This is a genomic window from Streptomyces sp. NPDC008137, from assembly GCF_042957035.1.
Taxonomy (GTDB): domain Bacteria; phylum Actinomycetota; class Actinomycetes; order Streptomycetales; family Streptomycetaceae; genus Streptomyces.
Map to the genome: position 1 here is coordinate 40,329 of NZ_JBIBHN010000011.1, position 19,163 is coordinate 59,491.

Annotated in this window: 17 protein-coding genes; 12 read left to right on the forward strand and 5 right to left on the reverse strand. The window is 70.4% G+C overall.

Annotation, left to right across the window (positions count from 1 at the left end; all coding sequences use genetic code 11):
- The first annotated feature begins 2 nt into the window (after window positions 1-2).
- The 5 genes from pgeF (at window position 3) to ACFZBT_RS19665 (ending at window position 3,756) form a co-directional block, all read left to right on the forward strand.
- Window positions 3-734: a peptidoglycan editing factor PgeF gene (gene pgeF, locus ACFZBT_RS19645; protein ID WP_391105028.1), complete on the forward strand. Its 732-nt coding sequence runs from the start codon at window positions 3-5 to the stop codon at window positions 732-734.
- Window positions 735-740: 6 nt separating this feature from the next.
- Entirely contained in the window at window positions 741-1,460 is a 720-nt protein-coding gene (locus ACFZBT_RS19650) for a YggS family pyridoxal phosphate-dependent enzyme (RefSeq protein WP_391105030.1), read from the forward strand.
- 129 nt (window positions 1,461-1,589) lie between these two features.
- The gene (locus ACFZBT_RS19655; protein WP_184596554.1) at window positions 1,590-2,231 is read left to right on the forward strand and encodes a cell division protein SepF; all 642 of its coding nucleotides are present in this window, start codon (window positions 1,590-1,592) and stop codon (window positions 2,229-2,231) included.
- Between the two features lie 59 nt (window positions 2,232-2,290).
- The gene (locus ACFZBT_RS19660) at window positions 2,291-2,575 is read left to right on the forward strand and encodes a YggT family protein (protein ID WP_115908676.1); all 285 of its coding nucleotides are present in this window, start codon (window positions 2,291-2,293) and stop codon (window positions 2,573-2,575) included.
- 56 nt (window positions 2,576-2,631) lie between these two features.
- A complete protein-coding gene (locus ACFZBT_RS19665; RefSeq protein WP_391105033.1) occupies window positions 2,632-3,756 on the forward strand; it encodes a DivIVA domain-containing protein in 1,125 nt (374 codons plus the stop codon).
- A gap of 189 nt (window positions 3,757-3,945) precedes the next feature.
- On the opposite strand, the gene ileS is transcribed toward ACFZBT_RS19665, so the two are convergent.
- A complete protein-coding gene (gene ileS, locus ACFZBT_RS19670) occupies window positions 3,946-7,089 on the reverse strand; it encodes an isoleucine--tRNA ligase (protein WP_391105035.1) in 3,144 nt (1,047 codons plus the stop codon).
- Between the two features lie 615 nt (window positions 7,090-7,704).
- Between ileS and ACFZBT_RS19675 the strand changes: the two genes are divergently transcribed.
- The 6 genes from ACFZBT_RS19675 (at window position 7,705) to ACFZBT_RS19700 (ending at window position 13,835) form a co-directional block, all read left to right on the forward strand.
- Window positions 7,705-9,147 carry a TraR/DksA C4-type zinc finger protein gene (locus tag ACFZBT_RS19675; protein WP_391105037.1) on the forward strand — a complete coding sequence of 481 codons (1,443 nt, stop codon included), beginning with the start codon at window positions 7,705-7,707 and terminating at the stop codon, window positions 9,145-9,147.
- 89 nt (window positions 9,148-9,236) lie between these two features.
- On the forward strand, window positions 9,237-9,893 hold the full coding sequence (gene lspA, locus ACFZBT_RS19680; RefSeq protein ID WP_391105039.1) for a signal peptidase II: 657 nt from the start codon (window positions 9,237-9,239) through the stop codon (window positions 9,891-9,893).
- Between the two features lie 45 nt (window positions 9,894-9,938).
- Window positions 9,939-10,883, forward strand: coding sequence for an RluA family pseudouridine synthase (locus ACFZBT_RS19685; RefSeq protein ID WP_391105042.1), 945 nt, complete (start codon window positions 9,939-9,941; stop codon window positions 10,881-10,883).
- Window positions 10,880-11,419 (forward strand): GNAT family N-acetyltransferase, encoded by a 540-nt coding sequence (locus tag ACFZBT_RS19690; RefSeq protein ID WP_391105044.1) that lies wholly within the window; start codon window positions 10,880-10,882, stop codon window positions 11,417-11,419. Before ACFZBT_RS19685 ends, ACFZBT_RS19690 begins: the two co-directional genes overlap by 4 nt.
- 26 nt (window positions 11,420-11,445) lie before the next feature.
- Window positions 11,446-13,032: a Na+/H+ antiporter gene (locus ACFZBT_RS19695; RefSeq protein ID WP_391105046.1), complete on the forward strand. Its 1,587-nt coding sequence runs from the start codon at window positions 11,446-11,448 to the stop codon at window positions 13,030-13,032.
- Window positions 13,033-13,094: 62 nt separating this feature from the next.
- Window positions 13,095-13,835, forward strand: a complete 741-nt coding sequence (locus ACFZBT_RS19700; protein WP_391105048.1) for an SDR family oxidoreductase — start codon at window positions 13,095-13,097, stop codon at window positions 13,833-13,835.
- A 62-nt stretch (window positions 13,836-13,897) separates the two neighbouring features.
- Here the strand turns inward: ACFZBT_RS19700 and ACFZBT_RS19705 are convergent, their stop codons facing one another.
- Window positions 13,898-15,028, reverse strand: coding sequence for a mechanosensitive ion channel domain-containing protein (locus ACFZBT_RS19705; protein ID WP_391105051.1), 1,131 nt, complete (start codon window positions 15,026-15,028; stop codon window positions 13,898-13,900).
- A 77-nt stretch (window positions 15,029-15,105) separates the two neighbouring features.
- Here ACFZBT_RS19705 and ACFZBT_RS19710 point away from each other — a divergent pair, with 77 nt between their 5' ends.
- Window positions 15,106-15,717, forward strand: a complete 612-nt coding sequence (locus tag ACFZBT_RS19710; RefSeq protein ID WP_391105325.1) for a dienelactone hydrolase family protein — start codon at window positions 15,106-15,108, stop codon at window positions 15,715-15,717.
- Here the strand turns inward: ACFZBT_RS19710 and ACFZBT_RS19715 are convergent.
- The 3 genes from ACFZBT_RS19715 to ACFZBT_RS19725 all read right to left on the reverse strand — a co-directional run bounded on the left by ACFZBT_RS19715 (window position 15,702) and on the right by ACFZBT_RS19725 (window position 19,083).
- Window positions 15,702-17,372 (reverse strand): alkaline phosphatase D family protein, encoded by a 1,671-nt coding sequence (locus ACFZBT_RS19715; protein ID WP_391105053.1) that lies wholly within the window; start codon window positions 17,370-17,372, stop codon window positions 15,702-15,704. The genes ACFZBT_RS19710 and ACFZBT_RS19715 overlap by 16 nt on opposite strands.
- A 92-nt stretch (window positions 17,373-17,464) precedes the next feature.
- On the reverse strand, window positions 17,465-18,283 hold the full coding sequence (locus tag ACFZBT_RS19720) for a thioredoxin domain-containing protein (RefSeq protein ID WP_391105055.1): 819 nt from the start codon (window positions 18,281-18,283) through the stop codon (window positions 17,465-17,467).
- Between the two features lie 104 nt (window positions 18,284-18,387).
- Window positions 18,388-19,083, reverse strand: coding sequence for a hypothetical protein (locus ACFZBT_RS19725; protein ID WP_391105057.1), 696 nt, complete (start codon window positions 19,081-19,083; stop codon window positions 18,388-18,390).
- Window positions 19,084-19,163: the final 80 nt, after the last annotated feature.

Sequence of the window (19,163 nt, forward strand, 5' to 3'; positions counted from 1 at the left end):
TCGTGATAGGACAGCGCGAAAGCGTGAGCGGCGCGCACTTCGGCTTCACCGACCGGTGGGGCGGAGTGAGCGCCGCTCCGTATGAGGAGCTCAATCTCGGCGGAGCGGTCGGGGACGACCCCGACGCCGTACGCGCCAACCGGGACCTGGCCGCCAAGTCCCTGGGTGTCGAGCCGGACCGGGTGGTCTGGATGAACCAGGTGCACGGGGCCGACGTGGCGGTGGTGGACCGGCCGTGGGGATCTTCGTCGGAGATCCCGTCGGTCGACGCGATCGTCACGGTGAAGCGGGGGCTCGCCCTCGCCGTGCTCACCGCGGACTGCGTGCCGGTCCTGCTCGCCGACCCGGTCGCCGGGATCGCGGCGGCGGCCCACGCGGGCCGGCCCGGCATGATCGCCGGGGTCGTCCCGGCCGCGCTACGCGCGATGACCGAACTGGGGGCCGAGCCCTCCCGGATCGTCGCCCGCACCGGGCCCACCGTCTGCGGCCGGTGCTACGAAGTGCCCGAGGCGATGCGCGCCGAGGTGTCCGCCGTCGAGCCGGCGGCGTACGCCGAAACCAGTTGGGGCACTCCGGCGGTCGACGTGAGCGCCGGAGTGCACGCCCAGCTCGAACGGCTCGGCGTGCGCGACCGGGCGCGGTCTCCGGTGTGCACGCTGGAGTCGCACGATCACTACTCGTACCGCCGCGACCGCACCACCGGTCGGCTCGCGGGCTATGTGTGGCTGGACTGATGGGACATGACGGACCGTAAGGACGAACTCGCCGCAAATCTGGCGAAAGTTGAACGGCGCATCGCCGACGCGTGCGCGGCCGCCGGGCGGGGACGCGAGGAAGTGACCCTGATCGTGGTCACCAAGACCTATCCCGCGAGCGATGTGCGCGTGTTGGCGGAACTCGGGGTGCGGCATGTCGCCGAGAACCGCGACCAGGACGCGGCCCCCAAGGCCGCTGCCTGTGCGGATCTGCCCCTTTCGTGGCACTTCGTCGGTCAACTCCAGACCAACAAGGTGCGGTCGGTGGTCGGTTACGCGGACTTCGTGCAGTCCGTCGATCGTTCCAAGCTCGTCACAGCTCTGTCGAAGGAAGCTGTCCGCACCGGTCGCGAACTGGGGTGCCTCATCCAGGTCGCGCTCGACGCCGGGGAGAGCGCGCGGGGTGAGCGGGGTGGCGTGGCCCCCGGCGGGATCGAGGAGTTGGCCGGCCTCGTGGCCGAGGCGCCGGGGCTGCGGCTCGGCGGACTGATGACCGTCGCGCCGCTCACCGGCGAATATGCGGGACGCGAACAGGCGGCGTTCGAGCGGTTGATGGTTTTGTCGACCGACCTGCGCCGGAGTCATCCGGCTGCCACCATGGTCTCGGCAGGGATGAGCGCGGACCTCGAACAGGCCGTGGCGGCCGGAGCGACACATGTGCGCGTCGGCAGCGCGGTACTCGGAGTCCGCCCCAGGCTCGGGTAACGTCGCCAAGAAGTCGGACCACAGCAGAAAATATGGTCATTGCCGCCGATAGGCGGACTCAAGGACCTCGTGGATCGCAGGCACTTGGCAGTCGTCAGCAGATCCACCACAGAGCGGAGGACTCAGAGCATGGCCGGCGCGATGCGCAAGATGGCGGTCTACCTCGGCCTCGTGGAGGACGATGGGTACGACGGCCGAGGATTCGACCCCGACGACGACTTCGAACCCGAACTGGACCCGGAGCCCGAGCGGGACCACCGACGGCACGAGCCGTCCCATCAGCCGCACGTCTCACATCAGCCCCAAAGGGATGAAGAGGTACGAGTCGTACAGCCGTCCGTGCCTCGCGAACCGGCCCCCCGTTCCGCTTCGCTCCCCGCGGAATCCGGACGCCCGGCGCGCATCGCGCCCGTGGCATCCATCACACAAGAACGCGCAAGTCTGGAGAAGAACGCACCGGTGATCATGCCCAAGGTCGTGTCCGAACGAGAGCCTTACCGGATCACCACACTCCACCCACGGACCTACAACGAGGCCCGTACCATCGGGGAACACTTCCGTGAAGGCACTCCGGTGATCATGAATCTGACTGAGATGGATGACACAGATGCGAAGCGACTTGTCGACTTTGCGGCTGGTCTGGTGTTTGGTCTTCACGGCAGTATCGAGCGGGTGACGCAGAAGGTGTTCCTGTTGTCGCCTGCTAACGTCGATGTCACGGCGGAGGACAAGGCCCGCATCGCAGAGGGCGGGTTCTTCAACCAGAGCTGAGACGCACCACCGGAAACAGCAGTACCCAGCAGGGCACAGGGGAGAGGGAAGCGCAGGTCATGAGCGTGGTTCTGGATGTCATCTACATCGCGCTGATGTGCTTCCTCATCGTGCTCATCTTCCGGTTGGTCATGGACTATGTCTTCCAGTTCGCCCGCTCATGGCAACCCGGCAAGGCGATGGTGGTCGTTCTGGAGGCCACCTACACTGTCACTGATCCACCGCTCAAGCTTCTGCGGCGGGTCATTCCGCCGCTGCGTCTCGGGGGCGTGGCGCTAGACCTGTCCTTCTTCGTACTGATGATCATCGTCTACATCCTGATCTCGATCGTGAGCCGGCTGTGATGAGCGATGTGACCTACCGTCTTGCCGAATGCCGACGACTACGTTGAGGTGAAGAGATGCCGTTGACCCCCGAGGACGTGCGGAACAAGCAGTTCACGACCGTCCGCCTCCGAGAAGGCTATGACGAGGACGAGGTCGATGCCTTCCTCGATGAGGTCGAAGCCGAACTGACCCGCCTGCTCCGCGAGAACGAGGACCTGCGCGCCAAGCTGGCCGCGGCCACGCGCGCTGCTGCCCAGAACCAGCAGAACATGCGCAAGCCTCCGGAGCCTCAGCAGGATCAGCAGCAACAGCAGCAGCAGGGCATGCGCGGTCCGGGTGGTCCCGTACCCGCCGGCATATCGGGCCCGCCGCAGCAGCAGATGGGTGGCCCCATGGGTGGTCCGCCCCAGCTGCCGAGCGGTGCCCCGCAGCTGCCCGCCGGTCCCGGCGGTCAGGGTGGTCCGCAGGGTCCCGGCCCCATGGGCCAGGGTCCGGGCGGTCCGGGCCCGATGCAGCAGATGCAGCAGCAGATGGGTGGCCCGATGGGCGGCCCCATGGGCGGTCCTCCGATGGGCGGCCCCGGTCAGGGAGGCCCCGGTGGCGACAGCGCCGCCCGTGTCCTCTCGCTGGCCCAGCAGACCGCCGACCAGGCGATCGCCGAGGCCCGTTCCGAAGCCAACAAGATCGTCGGGGAAGCGCGTTCGCGTGCCGAGGGTCTGGAGCGCGACGCCCGTGCCAAGGCCGATGCCCTGGAGCGGGACGCGCAGGAGAAGCACCGCGTGGCGATGGGCTCCCTGGAGTCCGCTCGCGCCACGCTGGAGCGCAAGGTCGAGGACCTGCGCGGCTTCGAGCGCGAGTACCGCACGCGCCTGAAGTCGTACCTGGAGTCGCAGCTGCGTCAGCTGGAGACCCAGGCCGACGACTCGCTGGCTCCGCCGCGCACTCCGGCTGCCGCGTCCCTCCCGCCGTCCCCGGCGCCTTCCATGGCTCCGGCCGGCGCGAGCGCCCCGTCCTACGGCGGTGGCAACCAGACGATGGGCGGCGGCCCTTCGCCGTCCGGTCCGTCCTACGGCGGTCAGCAGCAGATGTCTCCGGCGATGACCCAGCCGATGGCGCCGGTGCGTCCGCAGGGCCCCTCGCCGATGGGTCAGGCGCCCTCGCCCATGCGGGGCTTCCTGATCGACGAGGATGACAACTGACGGCCTGATGGCCAGTAGTACGGCGTAGACATCGGCAGCGTTCAGGGTGAGGCCCCGGGATGGATCCCGGGGCCTCACCCTTTGCCGTGAGAGTCTCTGCCACGCGTGTTCGTGCGTACGCAACGCCGAAGGCCCGGTCCCGCCAAGATCTTTGGCGGGACCGGGCCTTCGGGCTGTTCGGCCTGAGGGTTACGCCTTGCGCAGGCGGAACGTCAGGGACAGACCCTCGTCGCTGAAGGGCTCGCCGTAGGTGCCGTCCGCCTCGCCCTCGGCGAAGTCCGTCGCCAGAACCTCGTCGGCGATCAGGCCGGCGTGGCCGGTCAGGGCCGCGACCGTCGCCGCGTCCGTGGCGGTCCAGCGCAGCGCGATGCGGTCGGCCACGTCGAGGCCGCTGTTCTTGCGGGCCTCCTGGATCAGCCGGATCGCGTCACGGGCCAGGCCCGCACGGCGGAGTTCCTCCGTGATCTCCAGGTCGAGGGCGACCGTGGCACCCGAGTCCGACGCCACCGACCAGCCCTCACGCGGCGTCTCCGTGATGATCACCTCGTCGGGAGCCAGCGTGATGGTCTCGCCGTCGACCTCCACCGACGCCGTGCCCTCGCGCAGGGCCAGCGACAGGGCGGCCGCGTCCGCGTTCGCGACGGCCTTGGCCACGTCCTGGACGCGCTTGCCGAACCGCTTGCCCAGCGCGCGGAAGTTGGCCTTGGCCGTGGTGTCGACCAGGGAGCCGCCGACGTCGCTCAGGGTGGCGAGCGCCTCGACGTTCAGCTCCTCCGTGATCTGGGTGCGCAGCCCGGAGTCCAGCGCGTCGAAGCCGGACGCGGCGATCAGGGCGCGGGACAGCGGCTGACGCGTCTTGACACCCGACTCCGCGCGCGTGGCACGGCCCAGCTCCACGAGTCGGCGCACCAGCACCATCTGCTTCGACAGCTCCGGGTCGATGGCCGTGAGGTCCGCCTGCGGCCAGGAGGACAGATGGACCGACTCCGGGGCGCCCGGGGTGACCGGAACGATCAGGTCCTGCCAGACCCGCTCGGTGATGAACGGGGTCAGCGGGGCCATCAGCTGCGTCACCGTCTCGACGACCTCGTGCAGCGTGCGCAGCGCCGCCTTGTCGCCCTGCCAGAAGCGGCGACGGGAGCGGCGGACGTACCAGTTCGACAGGTCGTCGACGAACGCGGACAGCAGCTTGCCGGCGCGCTGGGTGTCGTAGGCGTCGAGCGCCTGGGTGACCTGGTCGGTGAGGGCGTGCAGTTCTGACAGCAGCCAGCGGTCCAGGACCGGGCGGTCGGCCGGGGCCGGGTCGGCCTCGGAGGGGGCCCAGCCCGACGTACGGGCGTACAGGGCCTGGAAGGCGACCGTGTTCCAGTAGGTGAGGAGCGTCTTGCGGACGACCTCCTGGATGGTGCCGTGGCCCACGCGGCGGGCCGCCCAGGGGGAGCCGCCGGCCGCCATGAACCAGCGGACCGCGTCGGCGCCGTGCCGGTCCATGAGCGGGATGGGCTCCAGGGTGTTGCCCAGGTGCTTGGACATCTTGCGGCCGTCCTCGGCGAGGATGTGGCCGAGGCAGACCACGTTCTCGTAGGACGACTTGTCGAAGACCAGGGTGCCGACCGCCATCAGCGTGTAGAACCAGCCGCGGGTCTGGTCGATGGCCTCGCAGATGAACTGCGCCGGGTAGCGGGCCTCGAAGGTGTCCTTGTTCTTGTACGGGTAGCCCCACTGCGCGAACGGCATCGAACCCGAGTCGTACCAGGCGTCGATGACCTCGGGCACGCGCGTGGCGGTGCTGCCGCACCCGTCCTGCGGGCAGGCGAAGGTGACCGCGTCGATGTAGGGGCGGTGCGGGTCAAGCCCCGACTGGTCGGTGCCGGTCAGCTCGGTCAGCTCGGTGAGCGAGCCGACGCAGGTGAGGTGGTCGTCCTCGCAGCGCCAGACGGGCAGCGGCGTGCCCCAGTAGCGGTTGCGGGACAGCGCCCAGTCGATGTTGTTGTCCAGCCAGTCGCCGTACCGGCCGTGCTTGACGGTGTCCGGGAACCAGTTGGTGTTCTCGTTCTCCGCGAGGAGTCGGTCCTTGATCTCCGTGGTGCGGATGTACCAGGAGGGCTGCGCGTAGTAGAGCAGCGCGGTGTGGCAGCGCCAGCAGTGCGGGTAGCTGTGCTCGTACGGGATGTGCCGGAAGAGCAGGCCGCGGCTGTCGAGGTCTGCGGTGAGCTTCTCGTCGGCCTTCTTGAAGAAGACGCCGCCGACGAGGGGGACGTCCTCCTCGAAGGTGCCGTCCGGGCGGACCGGGTTCACGACCGGGAGGCCGTAGGAGCGGCAGACCTTGAGGTCGTCCTCACCGAAGGCGGGGGACTGGTGGACCAGACCCGTACCGTCCTCGGTCGTGACGTAGTCGGCGTTGACCACGTAGTGGGCGGGCTCGGGGAACTCGACCAGCTCGAACGGGCGCTGGTACGTCCAGCGCTCCATCTCGGCGCCCGTGAAGGTCTGGCCGGTGGTCTCCCAGCCCTCGCCGAGGGCCTTGGCGAGAAGCGGTTCGGCGACGACGAGCTTCTCCTCGCCGTCGGTGGCGACGACGTAGGTGACCTCGGGATGCGCGGCGACGGCCGTGTTGGAGACCAGCGTCCAGGGCGTGGTCGTCCACACCAGGAGCGCGGCCTCGCCGGCCAGCGGGCCGGAGGTGAGCGGGAAGCGGACGAACACGGACGGGTCGACGACCGTCTCGTAGCCCTGCGCCAGCTCGTGGTCGGACAGACCCGTGCCGCAGCGGGGGCACCAGGGGGCGACGCGGTGGTCCTGGACCAGCAGGCCCTTGTTGAAGATCTCCTTCAGCGACCACCAGACCGACTCGATGTACGCGGGGTCCATGGTGCGGTAGGGGTCGTTGAGGTCGGTCCAGAACCCCATGCGGGTCGTGAGCTCTTCGAAGGCGTTGGTGTGGCGAGTCACCGACTCGCGGCACTTCGCGTTGAACTCGGCGATGCCGTACGCCTCGATGTCCTGCTTGCCGGAGAAGCCCAGCTCCTTCTCCACCGCCAGCTCCACCGGGAGGCCGTGGCAGTCCCAGCCGGCCTTGCGGGCCACGTGGTAGCCGCGCATGGTGCGGAAGCGGGGGAAGACGTCCTTGAAGACGCGGGCCTCGATGTGGTGGGCGCCGGGCATGCCGTTGGCGGTGGGCGGGCCCTCGTAGTACACCCACTCGGGGCGGCCCTCGGACTGCTCCAGGCTCTTGGTGAAGATCTTCTGCTCGTCCCAGAAAGCGAGCACGGTGTGCTCGAGGGCGGGCAGGTCGACCTGGGCGGGTACCTGGCGGTACGTCGGCGATGTCATCAGCGGGCTTCCTCCGGCGGACTTGCTGCCTTCCGTCCGGAGGGACGAGAGCTACGTCATTGCCTGCGCCGCCTTCGGCGCGCTCCCGCGGTACCACCCTCCTTGGCCCTCCGGTGCGGGGTGTGCGCCGGTGAGCCCCCTCATTGGGGTCGCGATGCCGGCTCTACCGGCCGCTGCTGTTCGGCTGCGGCTTTCTTCCGGCGGCTCCGGGGTGATCTTCACGTCGCGCTCGCCCCCGGGCTTCCACCGTCCCCGGGTCGCTCTGGGCTGCGTACGCCGCTACTCGTCCCCATCCACGCTTTTCGCTCCGCCCAGTGTACGGCGCCGGGCGGACAGCGGCCGACCGCTTTTCGTGGCCGCTGGGGGCGGGGTGGCGCAAGGGGTGCCGTTTGGGTTTGATGACCTGAATGGAGTGGTATGGGTGTTCGGATCCTGGGACGTCCGGCTCGGCGGATTACCGGGCGGGGAGCTGGGCACAACGGATGCAGGTTCGCCGCGCGGCGTGCGCGAGGCGGGCGAATCGGGCGGTGTGCCCCGTTGCCGCGGGACTCAAGTCGATTTATCGTCCCAGCACGATTCGCGAGCAAGATCACAATATGTGAAGGGGCCGCGGCCATGGTGGCGAAGAAGACCGCCGTACAGCAGCCGGCGTCCGGCAGGTCCGCGGAGGCCTCCGGCGGTGCGCCCAAGGACCCGGGCGGGAAGAAGGCCACCCAGGGAGGCTCGGCGGGGCGGGCGGCGAAGGGGGCGACCGACAAGGCGACCGAGGGGACGAAGGCGGCTGTCACCAGGACCAAGGCGGCGGTCAAGAGGGTGACGGCGAAGAAGACCGCGGCGGGGAAGGCCGTGGCCAGGAAGGTCGTGGCGAAGACGGCGGCGGCAAAGGGGCCGGAGTGGAAGACCGAGGCCGAGAAGTCCGGGGCTGAGGAGACTGAGGTCGGGAAGGCTGCGGTTGAGAGAACCGCGGCCGAGGAGCCCGAGGCCGAGAGGGCGGCGGCCAAGAAGGCGGCGGCCAAGAAGACGGCGGCCAAGAAGGCGGCGGCCAAGAAGACGGCGGCCAAGAAGACGGCGGCCAAGAAGACGGCGGGCGGGAAGGCGACGGCCGAGGAGACCGCGGCCGGGAGAGCCGCGGGCAAGAAGACGGCGGCCGGCAAGGCTGCTGCCGGTGCGGCGGCGAGGCAGAAAGCCGTGGGCAGGAAGTCCGCAGTCGGTGGGACGGCTGGGCAGCAGGCCGCAGGTATGAAGGCGGCCGCCGATGAGGCAGCGGGGAAGAAGGCTGACGCCAAGAAGGCGGCTGTCGGCGGGAGCGCGGGGAAGAAGACAGGGGCCAGGAAGGCCGCTGTCGGGGAGGTCGCGGAGAAGAAGGCCGCGGTCAAGAGGGCGAAGGCCGCCAAGGCCGTCGCCGCTGGGAAGGGCGTCGGGGCCGAGGGCGTGCGCGCCGGAGGCAAGAGCACCACCACGAAGAGCGCGGCCGGCAAGGGCACTGCCCGGACCGGCGCGGTCACACAGGACAAGGCCGGGCACAGCGCGGCCAGGAAAGCGGGCGCGGCCGGGGCCGCGACGCAGACGGGAGCGACCACGGTGGGTGCGAAGAAGACTCCTGGCACGGCGACGGCGGCCAAGACCGCCGTCCCGAAGGCACGGGTCGCCGCGGCGGAGCCCGGTGAGCTCGCGGTACGCCCCGGGGAGGACCCCTGGACGGAGGCGGAGGTCGAGGAGGCGCGTGCCGAGCTGACCTCCGAGGAGACCCGGCTGCGTGAGGAGATCACGTCGTCGGAGCGCTCGCTCGCCGGTCTGATGCGCGACTCCGGGGACGGCGCGGGCGACGACCAGGCGGACACCGGCACCAAGAACATCACCCGCGAGCACGAGCTGGCCCTGGCGGCCAACGCGCGCGAGATGCTGATCCAGACCGAGCGCGCCCTCGACCGCCTCGACTCCGGCACCTACGGCCTGTGCGAGAACTGCGGCAACCCCATCGGCAAGGCCCGGATGCAGGCCTTCCCACGGGCCACGCTGTGCGTGGAGTGCAAGCAGAAGCAGGAGCGCAGGTACTGACCGGCGGCCGAATGGCGCCTGAGCACGTGGGGGGTGCGGGGTGTGTCGTACCCTCGTGCTCAGTCAGGAACCTAGGTTGAGGGACTCACGTGGCAGAGGCGGAGCGCATCATCGGTACGCCGGACACACCGGACGCTGCCGGGGACGGGCAGGAGCGGCCCGAGGACGCGGCGGCGGGCGAGCGCGCCGACTCCGAGGGCACCCGGCCCGCCGGAGAGTCCGGCACGGGCGAGCCGGAGCCCGCGGCCGCGCCGCCCCGGGGCAAGCGGCGTATCGCGGTGCTGTTCGCCGTCGCCTCGTTCGCGTACGCCCTCGACCTGATCACCAAGATGATCGTGGTGGCCAAGCTGGAGCACCACCCGCCGATCGAGATCATCGGGGACTGGCTGAAGTTCGAGGCGATCCGCAACGCGGGCGCGGCCTTCGGCTTCGGCGAGGCCTTCACGGTGATCTTCACCATGATCGCGGCGGCGGTGATCGTCGTCATCGCCCGGCTCGCCCGCAAGCTCTACAGCCTGCCCTGGGCGCTCGCGCTCGGACTGCTGCTCGGCGGTGCGCTGGGCAACCTCACCGACCGGATCTTCCGGGCTCCGGGGGTCTTCGAGGGCGCGGTCGTGGACTTCATCGCGCCGAAGCACTTCGCCGTCTTCAACCTGGCCGACTCGGCGATCGTGTGCGGCGGCATCCTGATCGTGCTGCTGTCGTTCAAGGGGCTCGACCCGGACGGCACCGTCCACAAGGACTGACGGGCGCCGTACGGGGCTGTCGGACCCGTCCGGCATACTCGACGGGTGAGCACGATTCCCGAGATCCGTACCCTGCCCGTGCCCGACGGCCTGGAGGGCGAGCGCGTCGACGCCGCCATCTCCCGCATGTTCGGCTTCTCCCGGACCAAGGCGGCCGAACTCGCCGCCGCGGGGAAGGTCACGGTCGACGGATCGGTGGTCGGCAAGTCGGAGCGTGTGCACGGCGGCGCCTGGCTGGAGGTCGAGATGCCGCAGGCGCCCGCGCCGGTGCAGGTGGTGGCCGAGCCGGTCGAGGGCATGGAGATCGTGCACGACGACGATGACGTGGTCGTGATCGTCAAGCCGGTGGGCGTCGCCGCGCACCCGTCGCCGGGCTGGACCGGGCCGACCGTCATCGGGGGCCTGGCCGCCGCCGGGTACCGCATCTCCACCTCCGGCGCCGCGGAGCGCCAGGGCATCGTGCACCGCCTCGACGTCGGTACGTCCGGGCTGATGGTCGTCGCCAAGTCGGAGCGCGCGTACACCTCGCTGAAGCGCCAGTTCAAGGAGCGCACGGTCGACAAGCGCTACCACACGCTCGTCCAGGGCCACCCCGACCCGACCAGCGGCACCATCGACGCGCCGATCGGCCGCCACCCGCAGCACGACTACAAGTGGGCGGTCACCGCCGAGGGCAAGCCGTCCGTCACGCACTACGACCTCATCGAGGCCTTCCGCGCGGCGTCGCTCCTGGACGTGAAGCTGGAGACCGGCCGCACCCACCAGATCCGCGTCCACATGGCCGCCCACCGGCACCCCTGCGTCGGCGACCTGACCTACGGAGCCGACCCGACCCTGGCCAAGCGCCTCGGCCTGACCCGCCAGTGGCTGCACGCGGTGCGCCTCGGCTTCGAGCACCCCGGGGACGGGCAGTGGGCGGAGTTCTCCTGCGACTACCCGGAGGACCTGCAGAAGGCTCTGGACCAGGTCCGGGAGGAGACGTACGCATGAGCACCGCGAGGTTTGCGGTGCGCGTCGCGGAGGACCTCGCCGACCGTGCGGCGTGCTTCGCGGTGCGCAAGGAGGTCTTCGTCGGCGAGCAGGGCGTGCCGGAGGACCTCGAGTACGACGCCTACGACGCGGAGGCCGTGCACGTGCTGGCCGTCCGGGAGGACGGCGTGCCGCTCGGGACCGGGCGGCTGCTGCACGGCGATGCGGCCGTGGCGCAGACCGGAGCCGGCCCGTCCGTCGGCTCCCTCGGGCGGCTCGCCGTGTCCGGCGAGGCGCGTGGTCTCGGTGTCGGGGTCGCGCTGGTGCGGGCCATCGAGGACGCCGCACGCGCGCGTGGGCTCGCGGCAGTGGACCTGCACGCCCAGACGCACGCGCTCGGCTTCTACACGCGGCTCGGCTACGAGGCCTACGGGCCGGAGTACGTGGAGGCGGGCATCCCGCACCAGGGGATGCGGCGTCCGCTCCAGCCGCTCGCCGCGGGTGCCGAAACGGTTTGTCCGTGGAGTTGCGTGGCAGGCTTGATTTCAGTCGTTTGACCGTCTGACCTCCCGGAGCGCTGACCGTGGATCAGTTGGCCCTGTTGTTCGTGCTGCTGCTCGGGGCCGTGATCAGTGTCCCGGTCGGGGACCGGCTGCGGCTGCCCGCTCCGGTGCTGATGACGCTCCTGGGCATAGTCCTCGCGCTGCTCGAGTTCGTACCGAACGTCGAGATCCCGCCGGACCTCATCCTGCCGCTCCTGCTGCCGCCCCTGTTGTACGCCGCCGTACGGCGCACGTCCTGGCGGCAGTTCGCGGCGAACAAGAGACCGATCTTCCTGCTGGCCGTGGCGCTGGTGTTCGTCACGATGGCCTGCGTGGCCGCCACGGCCGACGCGATCGTGCCGGGGCTGCCGCTGGCCGCGGCCTTCGCGCTCGGCGCGCTGGTCGCGCCGCCCGACCCGGTCGCGGCCACCGCCGTCGCGGGCCAGCTCGGGCTGCCGCGCAGGCTGGTGTCGATCCTGGAGGGCGAGGGGCTGTTCAACGACGTGACAGCCATCGTCCTCTACCACGTGGCGATCGCCGCCGCCGTCAGCGGGACGTTCTCGCCCTGGCAGGCCGGGCTCGACCTCGTGCTGTCGGCCGTGGTGGGGGCGGCCGTGGGCATCGGGCTGGGCTGGGGCGCCAACAAACTGATGGAACTGCTCGGGGACGCGACCCTGCAGATCGGGCTGACCCTGCTGGTGCCGTACGCCTCGTACGTCATGGCCGAGGAGTTGCACGGCTCCGGAGTGCTCGCCGTGCTCACCACCGCGGTGTTCCTCGCGGAGTACGGGTCCGACGCCGACGACGTCATGACACGGCTGGCCGGGCACACCTTCTGGAACATCGTCGACACCCTCGTCACCGGCGTCGCCTTCGGCCTGGTCGGCCTCGAGCTGCACAACGCCATCCGCACCGCCTCCGGCCGCTGGGGCGAACTGCTCGGGTGGGCGGCCGTGGTGGTGGCTGTCGTCGTGTTCGTACGGCTGCTGTGGCTGCTTCCGGCGACCTGGCTGACCAAACGGCTGCACGCCCGGCGGGACTACGACGAGGACATCCCGGTGAGCTGGCGCGAGACCGTGGTCATGTGGTGGTCGGGGATGCGCGGAGTGGCCTCGGTGGCGCTGGTGCTGGCCATTCCGCTGGAGACGGACGCGGGGGCGCCCTTCCCCAACCGGGACGAGCTCATCTTCATCGCGTTCGGGGTGATCGTGGCGACGCTGGTGGTGCAGGGGCTGACCCTGCCGTGGCTGGTGCACCGGCTGGGCGTCAAGGCCGATACGGACCAGGAGAAGGAACGCGCGAAGGAACTGGCGATCCGGGCCTCCAAGGCGGCGAAGCGGAGACTGCGCGAGATCGAGGAGGAAGAGGAGCTCCCGGAGGAACTGTCCGAGCAGATGCTGCGGCGGGCCTTCGACATCGGGGTGCGGATCAGTCCCGAACTGGCGGAGGACGAGCGCAGGGAGGCGACCCGGGAGCGCGCGCGGCGGGCGAAGCGGGTGCGGCGTATCCAGCAGGAGATGCTGAGTGCGGCGCGGCACGAGGTGCTTGCGGCGCGCAGTGAGCCCGGGGCCGATCCGGAGGTGGTGGACCGGGTGCTGCGGCATCTCGACGTCCGTAGTCTGCGGTGAGGTGCACGCCCACGCGGTCGGCGGTTGACGGGGAGCGGCCGGGGCGTCGTAGGGTCGCTCCCATGTCACGCAATGTTGTAATCAGTGGTGGAGGTACTGGAATTGGGCTCGCGGCGGCCCGGGCGTTCGCCGCGGGTGGGGACCGGGTGCTGCTGCTCGGCCGGCGGGCCGAAGTGCTGGAGAAGGCCGCGGTCCCAGGCGCGCTGACCTACGCGGCCGACCTCACCGAGCCGCAGGAGGTGCGGGGTGTGGCCGGCTTCGTGGAGCGCGAGTTCGGCGCTGTGGACGTCCTCGTGCACAGCGCCGGGGGCAGCGGACTGCTCGAACCGGGAGCCGGGAACGACGACCCGCTCGAGGCCGTCGCGCACAACTGGAACGTGAACTTCCGGCTCAACACCCTGACCGCCGTACTGCTCACCGAGGCGTTGAAGCCGCGACTCGCCGAGCCCGGCGGACGGCTGTTGTTCCTCAGCTCCATCGCCGCGTACCGAGGTTCCGGAAGCGGGGCGTACGCGGCGGCCAAGGCAGGTCTCCATCCGTACGCCCATGACCTCGCCCGGGAGCTGGGCCCGCGCGGCATCACCGTGAACGTGGTCGCGCCCGGCTACATCGAGGACACCGAGTTCTTCGGGGATGCGATGAGCGAGGAGCGGCGGACGCGGCTCATCGAGGAGACCTCGAACGGGCGGGCCGGGACCCCCGGTGACGTCGTCGAGACCCTGCACTGGCTGGCCTCCTCGGGTGCCGGGCACATCACCTCCCAGATCATCCAGGTCAACGGCGGGGCCGAACGCGGTCGCTGAGCCACCCGAAACCGAAAGAGGGGCCGCCCGCGGAACGGGCGGCCCCTCTTGGCAACTCTCGGTCAGCGCTCCGGCCGCGCCGAGCCGTGGTAGCGGCGCTGCTGGTTCGGGACACCGTCCGAGGACGGGCGGTGGCCGTTCCCGTTCCAGGACGGCGGCAGGAGCGCGTCCGCCGTGTTGACCCGGGGGAGGGCGTACGGGTGCTCGTCGGTCAGCCAGCGGACCATCTCCTCGCGCACCGTGACCCGCACCGTCCAGATGTCGTCCGCGTCCTTGGCGGTCACCAGGGCCCGCACCTGCATGGTGCTCGGGGTGGTGTCCGTGACGCACAGGTTGTAGGCGCGGCCGTCCCAGGCCGGGCACTCGCGCAGGATGTCGCGGAGCTTCTCGCGCATCTCCTCCACGGGGGCCGTGTGGTCGACGTGCCAGAAGACGATGCCGGTCATCTGCGGGGTGCCGCGCGACCAGTTCTCGAACGGCTTGGACGTGAAGTACGAGACCGGCATGGTGATGCGGCGTTCGTCCCAGGTGTGGACGGTCAGGAACGTCAGGGTGATCTCCTCGACCGTGCCCCACTCGCCGTCCACCACCACGGTGTCCCCGATGCGCACCATGTCGCCGAAGGCGATCTGGAACCCCGCGAACATGTTGCTCAGCGTGGACTGGGCGGCGACACCGGCGACGATGCCGAGGATGCCGGCCGAGGCCAGCAGCGAGGCCCCTGCCGCCCGGAACGCCGGGAACGTCAGCAGCATGCTCGCCGCGGCCACCACGCCGACGACCGCGGACACCACCCGCATGATCAGCGTCACCTGGGTGCGCACCCGGCGGACCCTGGCCGGGTCGCGGTGCGCCCGGGCGCTGGCGTACCGGCTGTAGGACGTCTCGACGATCGCCCCCGCGATACGGATCACCAGCCAGGCGGCCGACCCGATGAGCAGCAGCGTCAGCGCCTGGCCCAGGCCCTCGCGGCGGTCCTCCAGCAGTTGCGCCTCGTCGTACGACCCTCTCAGGAGGGCCGCGAAGAGCACGAGCTGGTAGGGAATGCGCCCGCGCCGGAGCAGACCCCACAGCTGAGTCTCGTGGTGTCGTTCGTCGGCCTTGCGCAGCAGGTAGTCGGTCGCCCAGCCGATCACCAGCGTGAGGACGACCGAGCCACCGACCACGATCAGCGGTCGCAGCAGGTTTTCCATGCCCCCGAACCTAACCGGCTCACGGCGGGCATGAACATGTGACTTCCGTCCGGTCGTGGGTACTGCCGCGAACTCGGATCGTCACACCTGGCTGGCACCATGGCCTCATGAACATCATGCTCTTTCACTCGACCCAGGGGCTGAGGCCGGCGGTGCTCCAGGCCGCTGACCGGCTGCGCACGGCCGGACACGAGGTGTGGACGCCCGACCTCTTCCAGGGGCGCACCTTCGAGACCGTCGAGGAGGGCATGGAGCACCAGGAGAAGATCGGCAAGGACGAGCTGCTGAAGCGGGCCGTGCTGGCGGCCGCGCCCTACTCCGAGCGCGGGCTGGTGTACGCGGGATTCTCGCTCGGCGCCTCGATCGCCCAGACCCTCGCCCTCGGCGACGACAAGGCGCGCGGGCTGCTGCTCCTGCACGGCACGTCGGACATCGCGCCGGACGCCACGGCGGACGACCTGCCGGTCCAGCTCCACGTGGCGGAGCCGGACCCCTTCGAGACGGACGACTGGCTCAGCGCCTGGTACCTCCAGATGGGCCGGACCGGCGCGGACGTCGAGGTGTACCGCTACGCCGGGGCCGGCCACCTCTACACCGACCCCGACCTGCCGGACTACGACGAGGAGGCCGCCGAGTCCACCTGGCGGGTGGCGCTGGGCTTCCTCGACTCGCTTCAGACCGGGTCGTAGACCCGCTCGAGTTTCTGCGTGCCGCTGCGGGTGCGGTAGGAGCGGGTCCACTTGGCGGTCGCGTCGCGGTTCGCGCGGTCGGAGAGGACGTAGTAGTCCATCTGGGCGCGCTCGGCCGTGATGTCCAGGACGCCGTAGCCGTGGCGGTCGGTGTCGACCCAGTGGACGTGGCGGTTGGCGGCGCGGATGACGGGTGAGGCGACCGCGGAGACCGTGCCCTCCGGGACCTTGACGATGTCGTCGAGGTTGTCGGAGGTGACCGAGGTGACGACGAACTCCGTGGCGGCGGACGGGGACAGCGGGTAGGTGCCGGCGTTCACCGGTACGTCGTTGGCCCAGGCCATGTGGATGTCGCCGGTGAGGAAGACGGTGTTGCGGATCGCGTTCGCGCGCAGATGAGCGAGGATCTCGCGGCGGTCGTCGGTGTAGCCGTCCCACTGGTCGGTGTTGAGGGCCAGGCCCTCCTGCGGCAGGCCGAGCAGCTTGGCGAGGGGCTTCAGCAGATCGGCGGAGAGCGAGCCGATGGCGAACGGCGAGACCATCACCGAGTTTCCGACCAGCCGCCAGGTGGTGTCGGACGCCTTCAGCCCCGCCTTGAGCCAGTCGAGCTGGGCGCGGCCGGTGAGCGTGCGGTCCGGGTCGTCGACCTCGCCGTTGCCCACCTTGACCTGCTGCGAGCGGAAGGACCGCAGGTCCAGCAGCGAGAGGTCGGCCAGCTTGCCGAAGCGCAGCCGGCGGTAGGTGGTGCCCGCGATCGCCGGGCGCACCGGCATCCACTCGAAGTAGGCCTGCCTGGCAGCGGCCTGGCGGGCGGACCAGGCGCCTTCCGCGCCCTCCGTGTGGTTCTCGGCGCCGCCCGACCAGGCGTCGTTGGCGAACTCGTGGTCGTCCCAGATCGCCACGACGGGGGCCGTGGCGTGCAGGGCCTGGAGGTCCGGGTCGGTCTTGTACCGCGCGTGACGGATCCGGTAGTCGGCGAGCGTGACGATCTCGTGGGCCGGGGCGTGCGGGCGGACGACCTTGCCCCGCGTGCCGTACTCGCCGGTGCCGTACTCGTAGATGTAGTCGCCGAGGTGCAGCCAGGCGTCGAGGTCGCCACGGGCCGCGAGATGGCGGTACGAGGAGAAGTACCCGGCTTCCCAGTTGGCGCAGGAGACCACGCCGAAGCGCAGGCCCGTGACGGCGGCGTCGTGCCCGGGGGCCGTGCGGGTGCGCGCGGCGGGGGAGTCGGTGCCGCCGGAGGAGAAGCGGAACCAGTAGTCGGTGGCGGGCCTCAGGCCGCGGATGTCGGCCTTCACCGTGTGGTCGGAGGCGGCCGTCGCGGTGGCGGAGCCCTTGGCGACGATCGTGGTGAACGCCCGGTCCTCGGCGACGACCCAGGTCACCTCGGTGTCCGGGCCGAGACCGGAGCCGGGTATGGCCTCCGGGACGGGCGTCACGCGGGTCCACAGCAGGACGCCGTCCGGCAGGGGGTCACCGGAGGCGACGCCGTGCAGGAAGGCGGGTGCCTGACCGGCGGCGCGCGCGGGCAGGGAGGCGGCGAGCGGCCCGGCCAGGACAGCGGTCGCCGCCGCGGCCTTGACGACCGTACGGCGGCGGGGATTGAGGGAGTTGAGGCCCTCGGGTGTCTGCGATGATCTGTATCGACTGGTCACGGTCGATCAGGTTACTGATCAGTATGCACCGGAGCGGGCGAACTCCGGAAGTTCGCCCGCTCTTCACACGGTGGCCCGTACCGGACCCGCCGTCACTTCTTGAGGGCCTCGCCGACCACCCTGTTGAAGTCGGCCACGGTCATCAGCGGCGTGCCCTGGTTGTCGGCGGTGAGCTGCTTGCCGTCCATGGCGAAGCCCGGAGTGCCCTTCACGCCCTCCTTGTTCTCGTCGAAGGTCTTCGACATGGCCATCGCCCAGGCGTCGTAGGTGCCCTTCTCGACCGCGTCCTGGAACTTCTTGTTGCCCTTCAGCTCGGGGACGCTGTCCGCGACCTTGATCAGGTAGCTGTCGTCCTTGAACTTGTCGGTCGTCTCCTCCGGGTGGAACTTCGCCGAGTACAGGGCGGCCTTGTAGTCGAGGAACGCCTTGTCGCTCACGTTCAGCGCGGCGCCCATGGCGCTCAGGGCGTTCTTGGAGCCCTCGCCGTTGTCCTTGTTGTCGATGAACGTGGCTCCGACGAACTGCATCTTGTACTTGCCGTCGTCGATGTCCTTCTTCACGGTCGGACCGACGGTCTGCTCGAACTGGGCGCAGACGGGGCAGCGCGGGTCCTCGAAGACCTTCAGGGTCTTCTTGGCCGAGTCCTTGCCGATGACGACCGTGGTGCCCTTGGCGCCCGTGGTGTTGGCGGGGGTGACGACCTTGGCGTCCTTCTGGCCCTCCCAGTAGCTGGGCTTGTTGGCCTGGACGACCGCGTAGCCGATGCCGCCGGCTATCGCCAGGACGCCGACGATGGAGCAGGCGACGACGACCTGCCGCTTGGCCTTCGCGCGCTTGGCCTCGCGCTCGCGCTCGGCGCGCAGTCGCTCGCGGGCCGCCGTCTTCGCCGCCTGGGTGTTCCGCTTGCTCATGGTGATGTTCTCCGTAAGGGGACGCGCACACGTGGGTGTGCGGAATGCGTAGGGGGACTGTCTGTGCTCGACAGCTCGAGAAGCTCGAAAAGTGCCGGGATGCCTCAGACGAAGGCGGGCGAGCACGGCGGTCCACGCCGTCCCAGGGAGTACGTGAGGATCCGGTCGCGGGCGGTGGGCGTGCGGTCCGCGGCGCGCGACGGCAGACATCGCCCGGCCGGAATCCGCTCCACCGCGACCGCGGCGACCGCCAGCAGCAGTGGCCGGAAGGTCGTAGCCCCCACGGCCCGCAGCAGCTGGGCCAGGGCCCGCTCGCCGCGGCGCAGCCAGACGGCGGCGACCAGTCCCACGCCGATGTGCGCGCCGAGCAGCAGCCAGGCGGTTGCCGGTTCGGCGTGCGCGACCGCGGCCGCGAGCCGGTCGGTGCCGGTGGCCCCGGCCATCCGCGCCAGCGGGGTGCCCACCTCGCCGCCCCCGCACAGCACGTCCAGGCCGACCGAACGCAACGGACCCGCGACCGGGCCGCCCGCCTTGCCGTAGCAGGCGTGCTGACCTGTGGTGAACACCGTGTCGGCGGCCAGTTCCAGCGGGATCAGCAGGGCCGCGATCCGCCCGAAGGAGCGCTCGCGGCCCGCCAGGGCGTACGCGATCACGAACACGGCGACGGCGACCGCGGCCACCGTGCCCATCGGGAGCGGGACCTGGGACAGCAGCACGTGCGACGCGGTGCTGAGTGTCACGACCACTGCCGTGAACAGCGCCGCGCGTACGGCTCTGAGCTGAATCCCGGATATGTCCATAGCGAAAGGAGAGTCTGTCATGGGGGCCGGTAAGGGACCCCTAAAGGATGCCTGTGGGGGAGCGGACGGCGAAAGCCCCG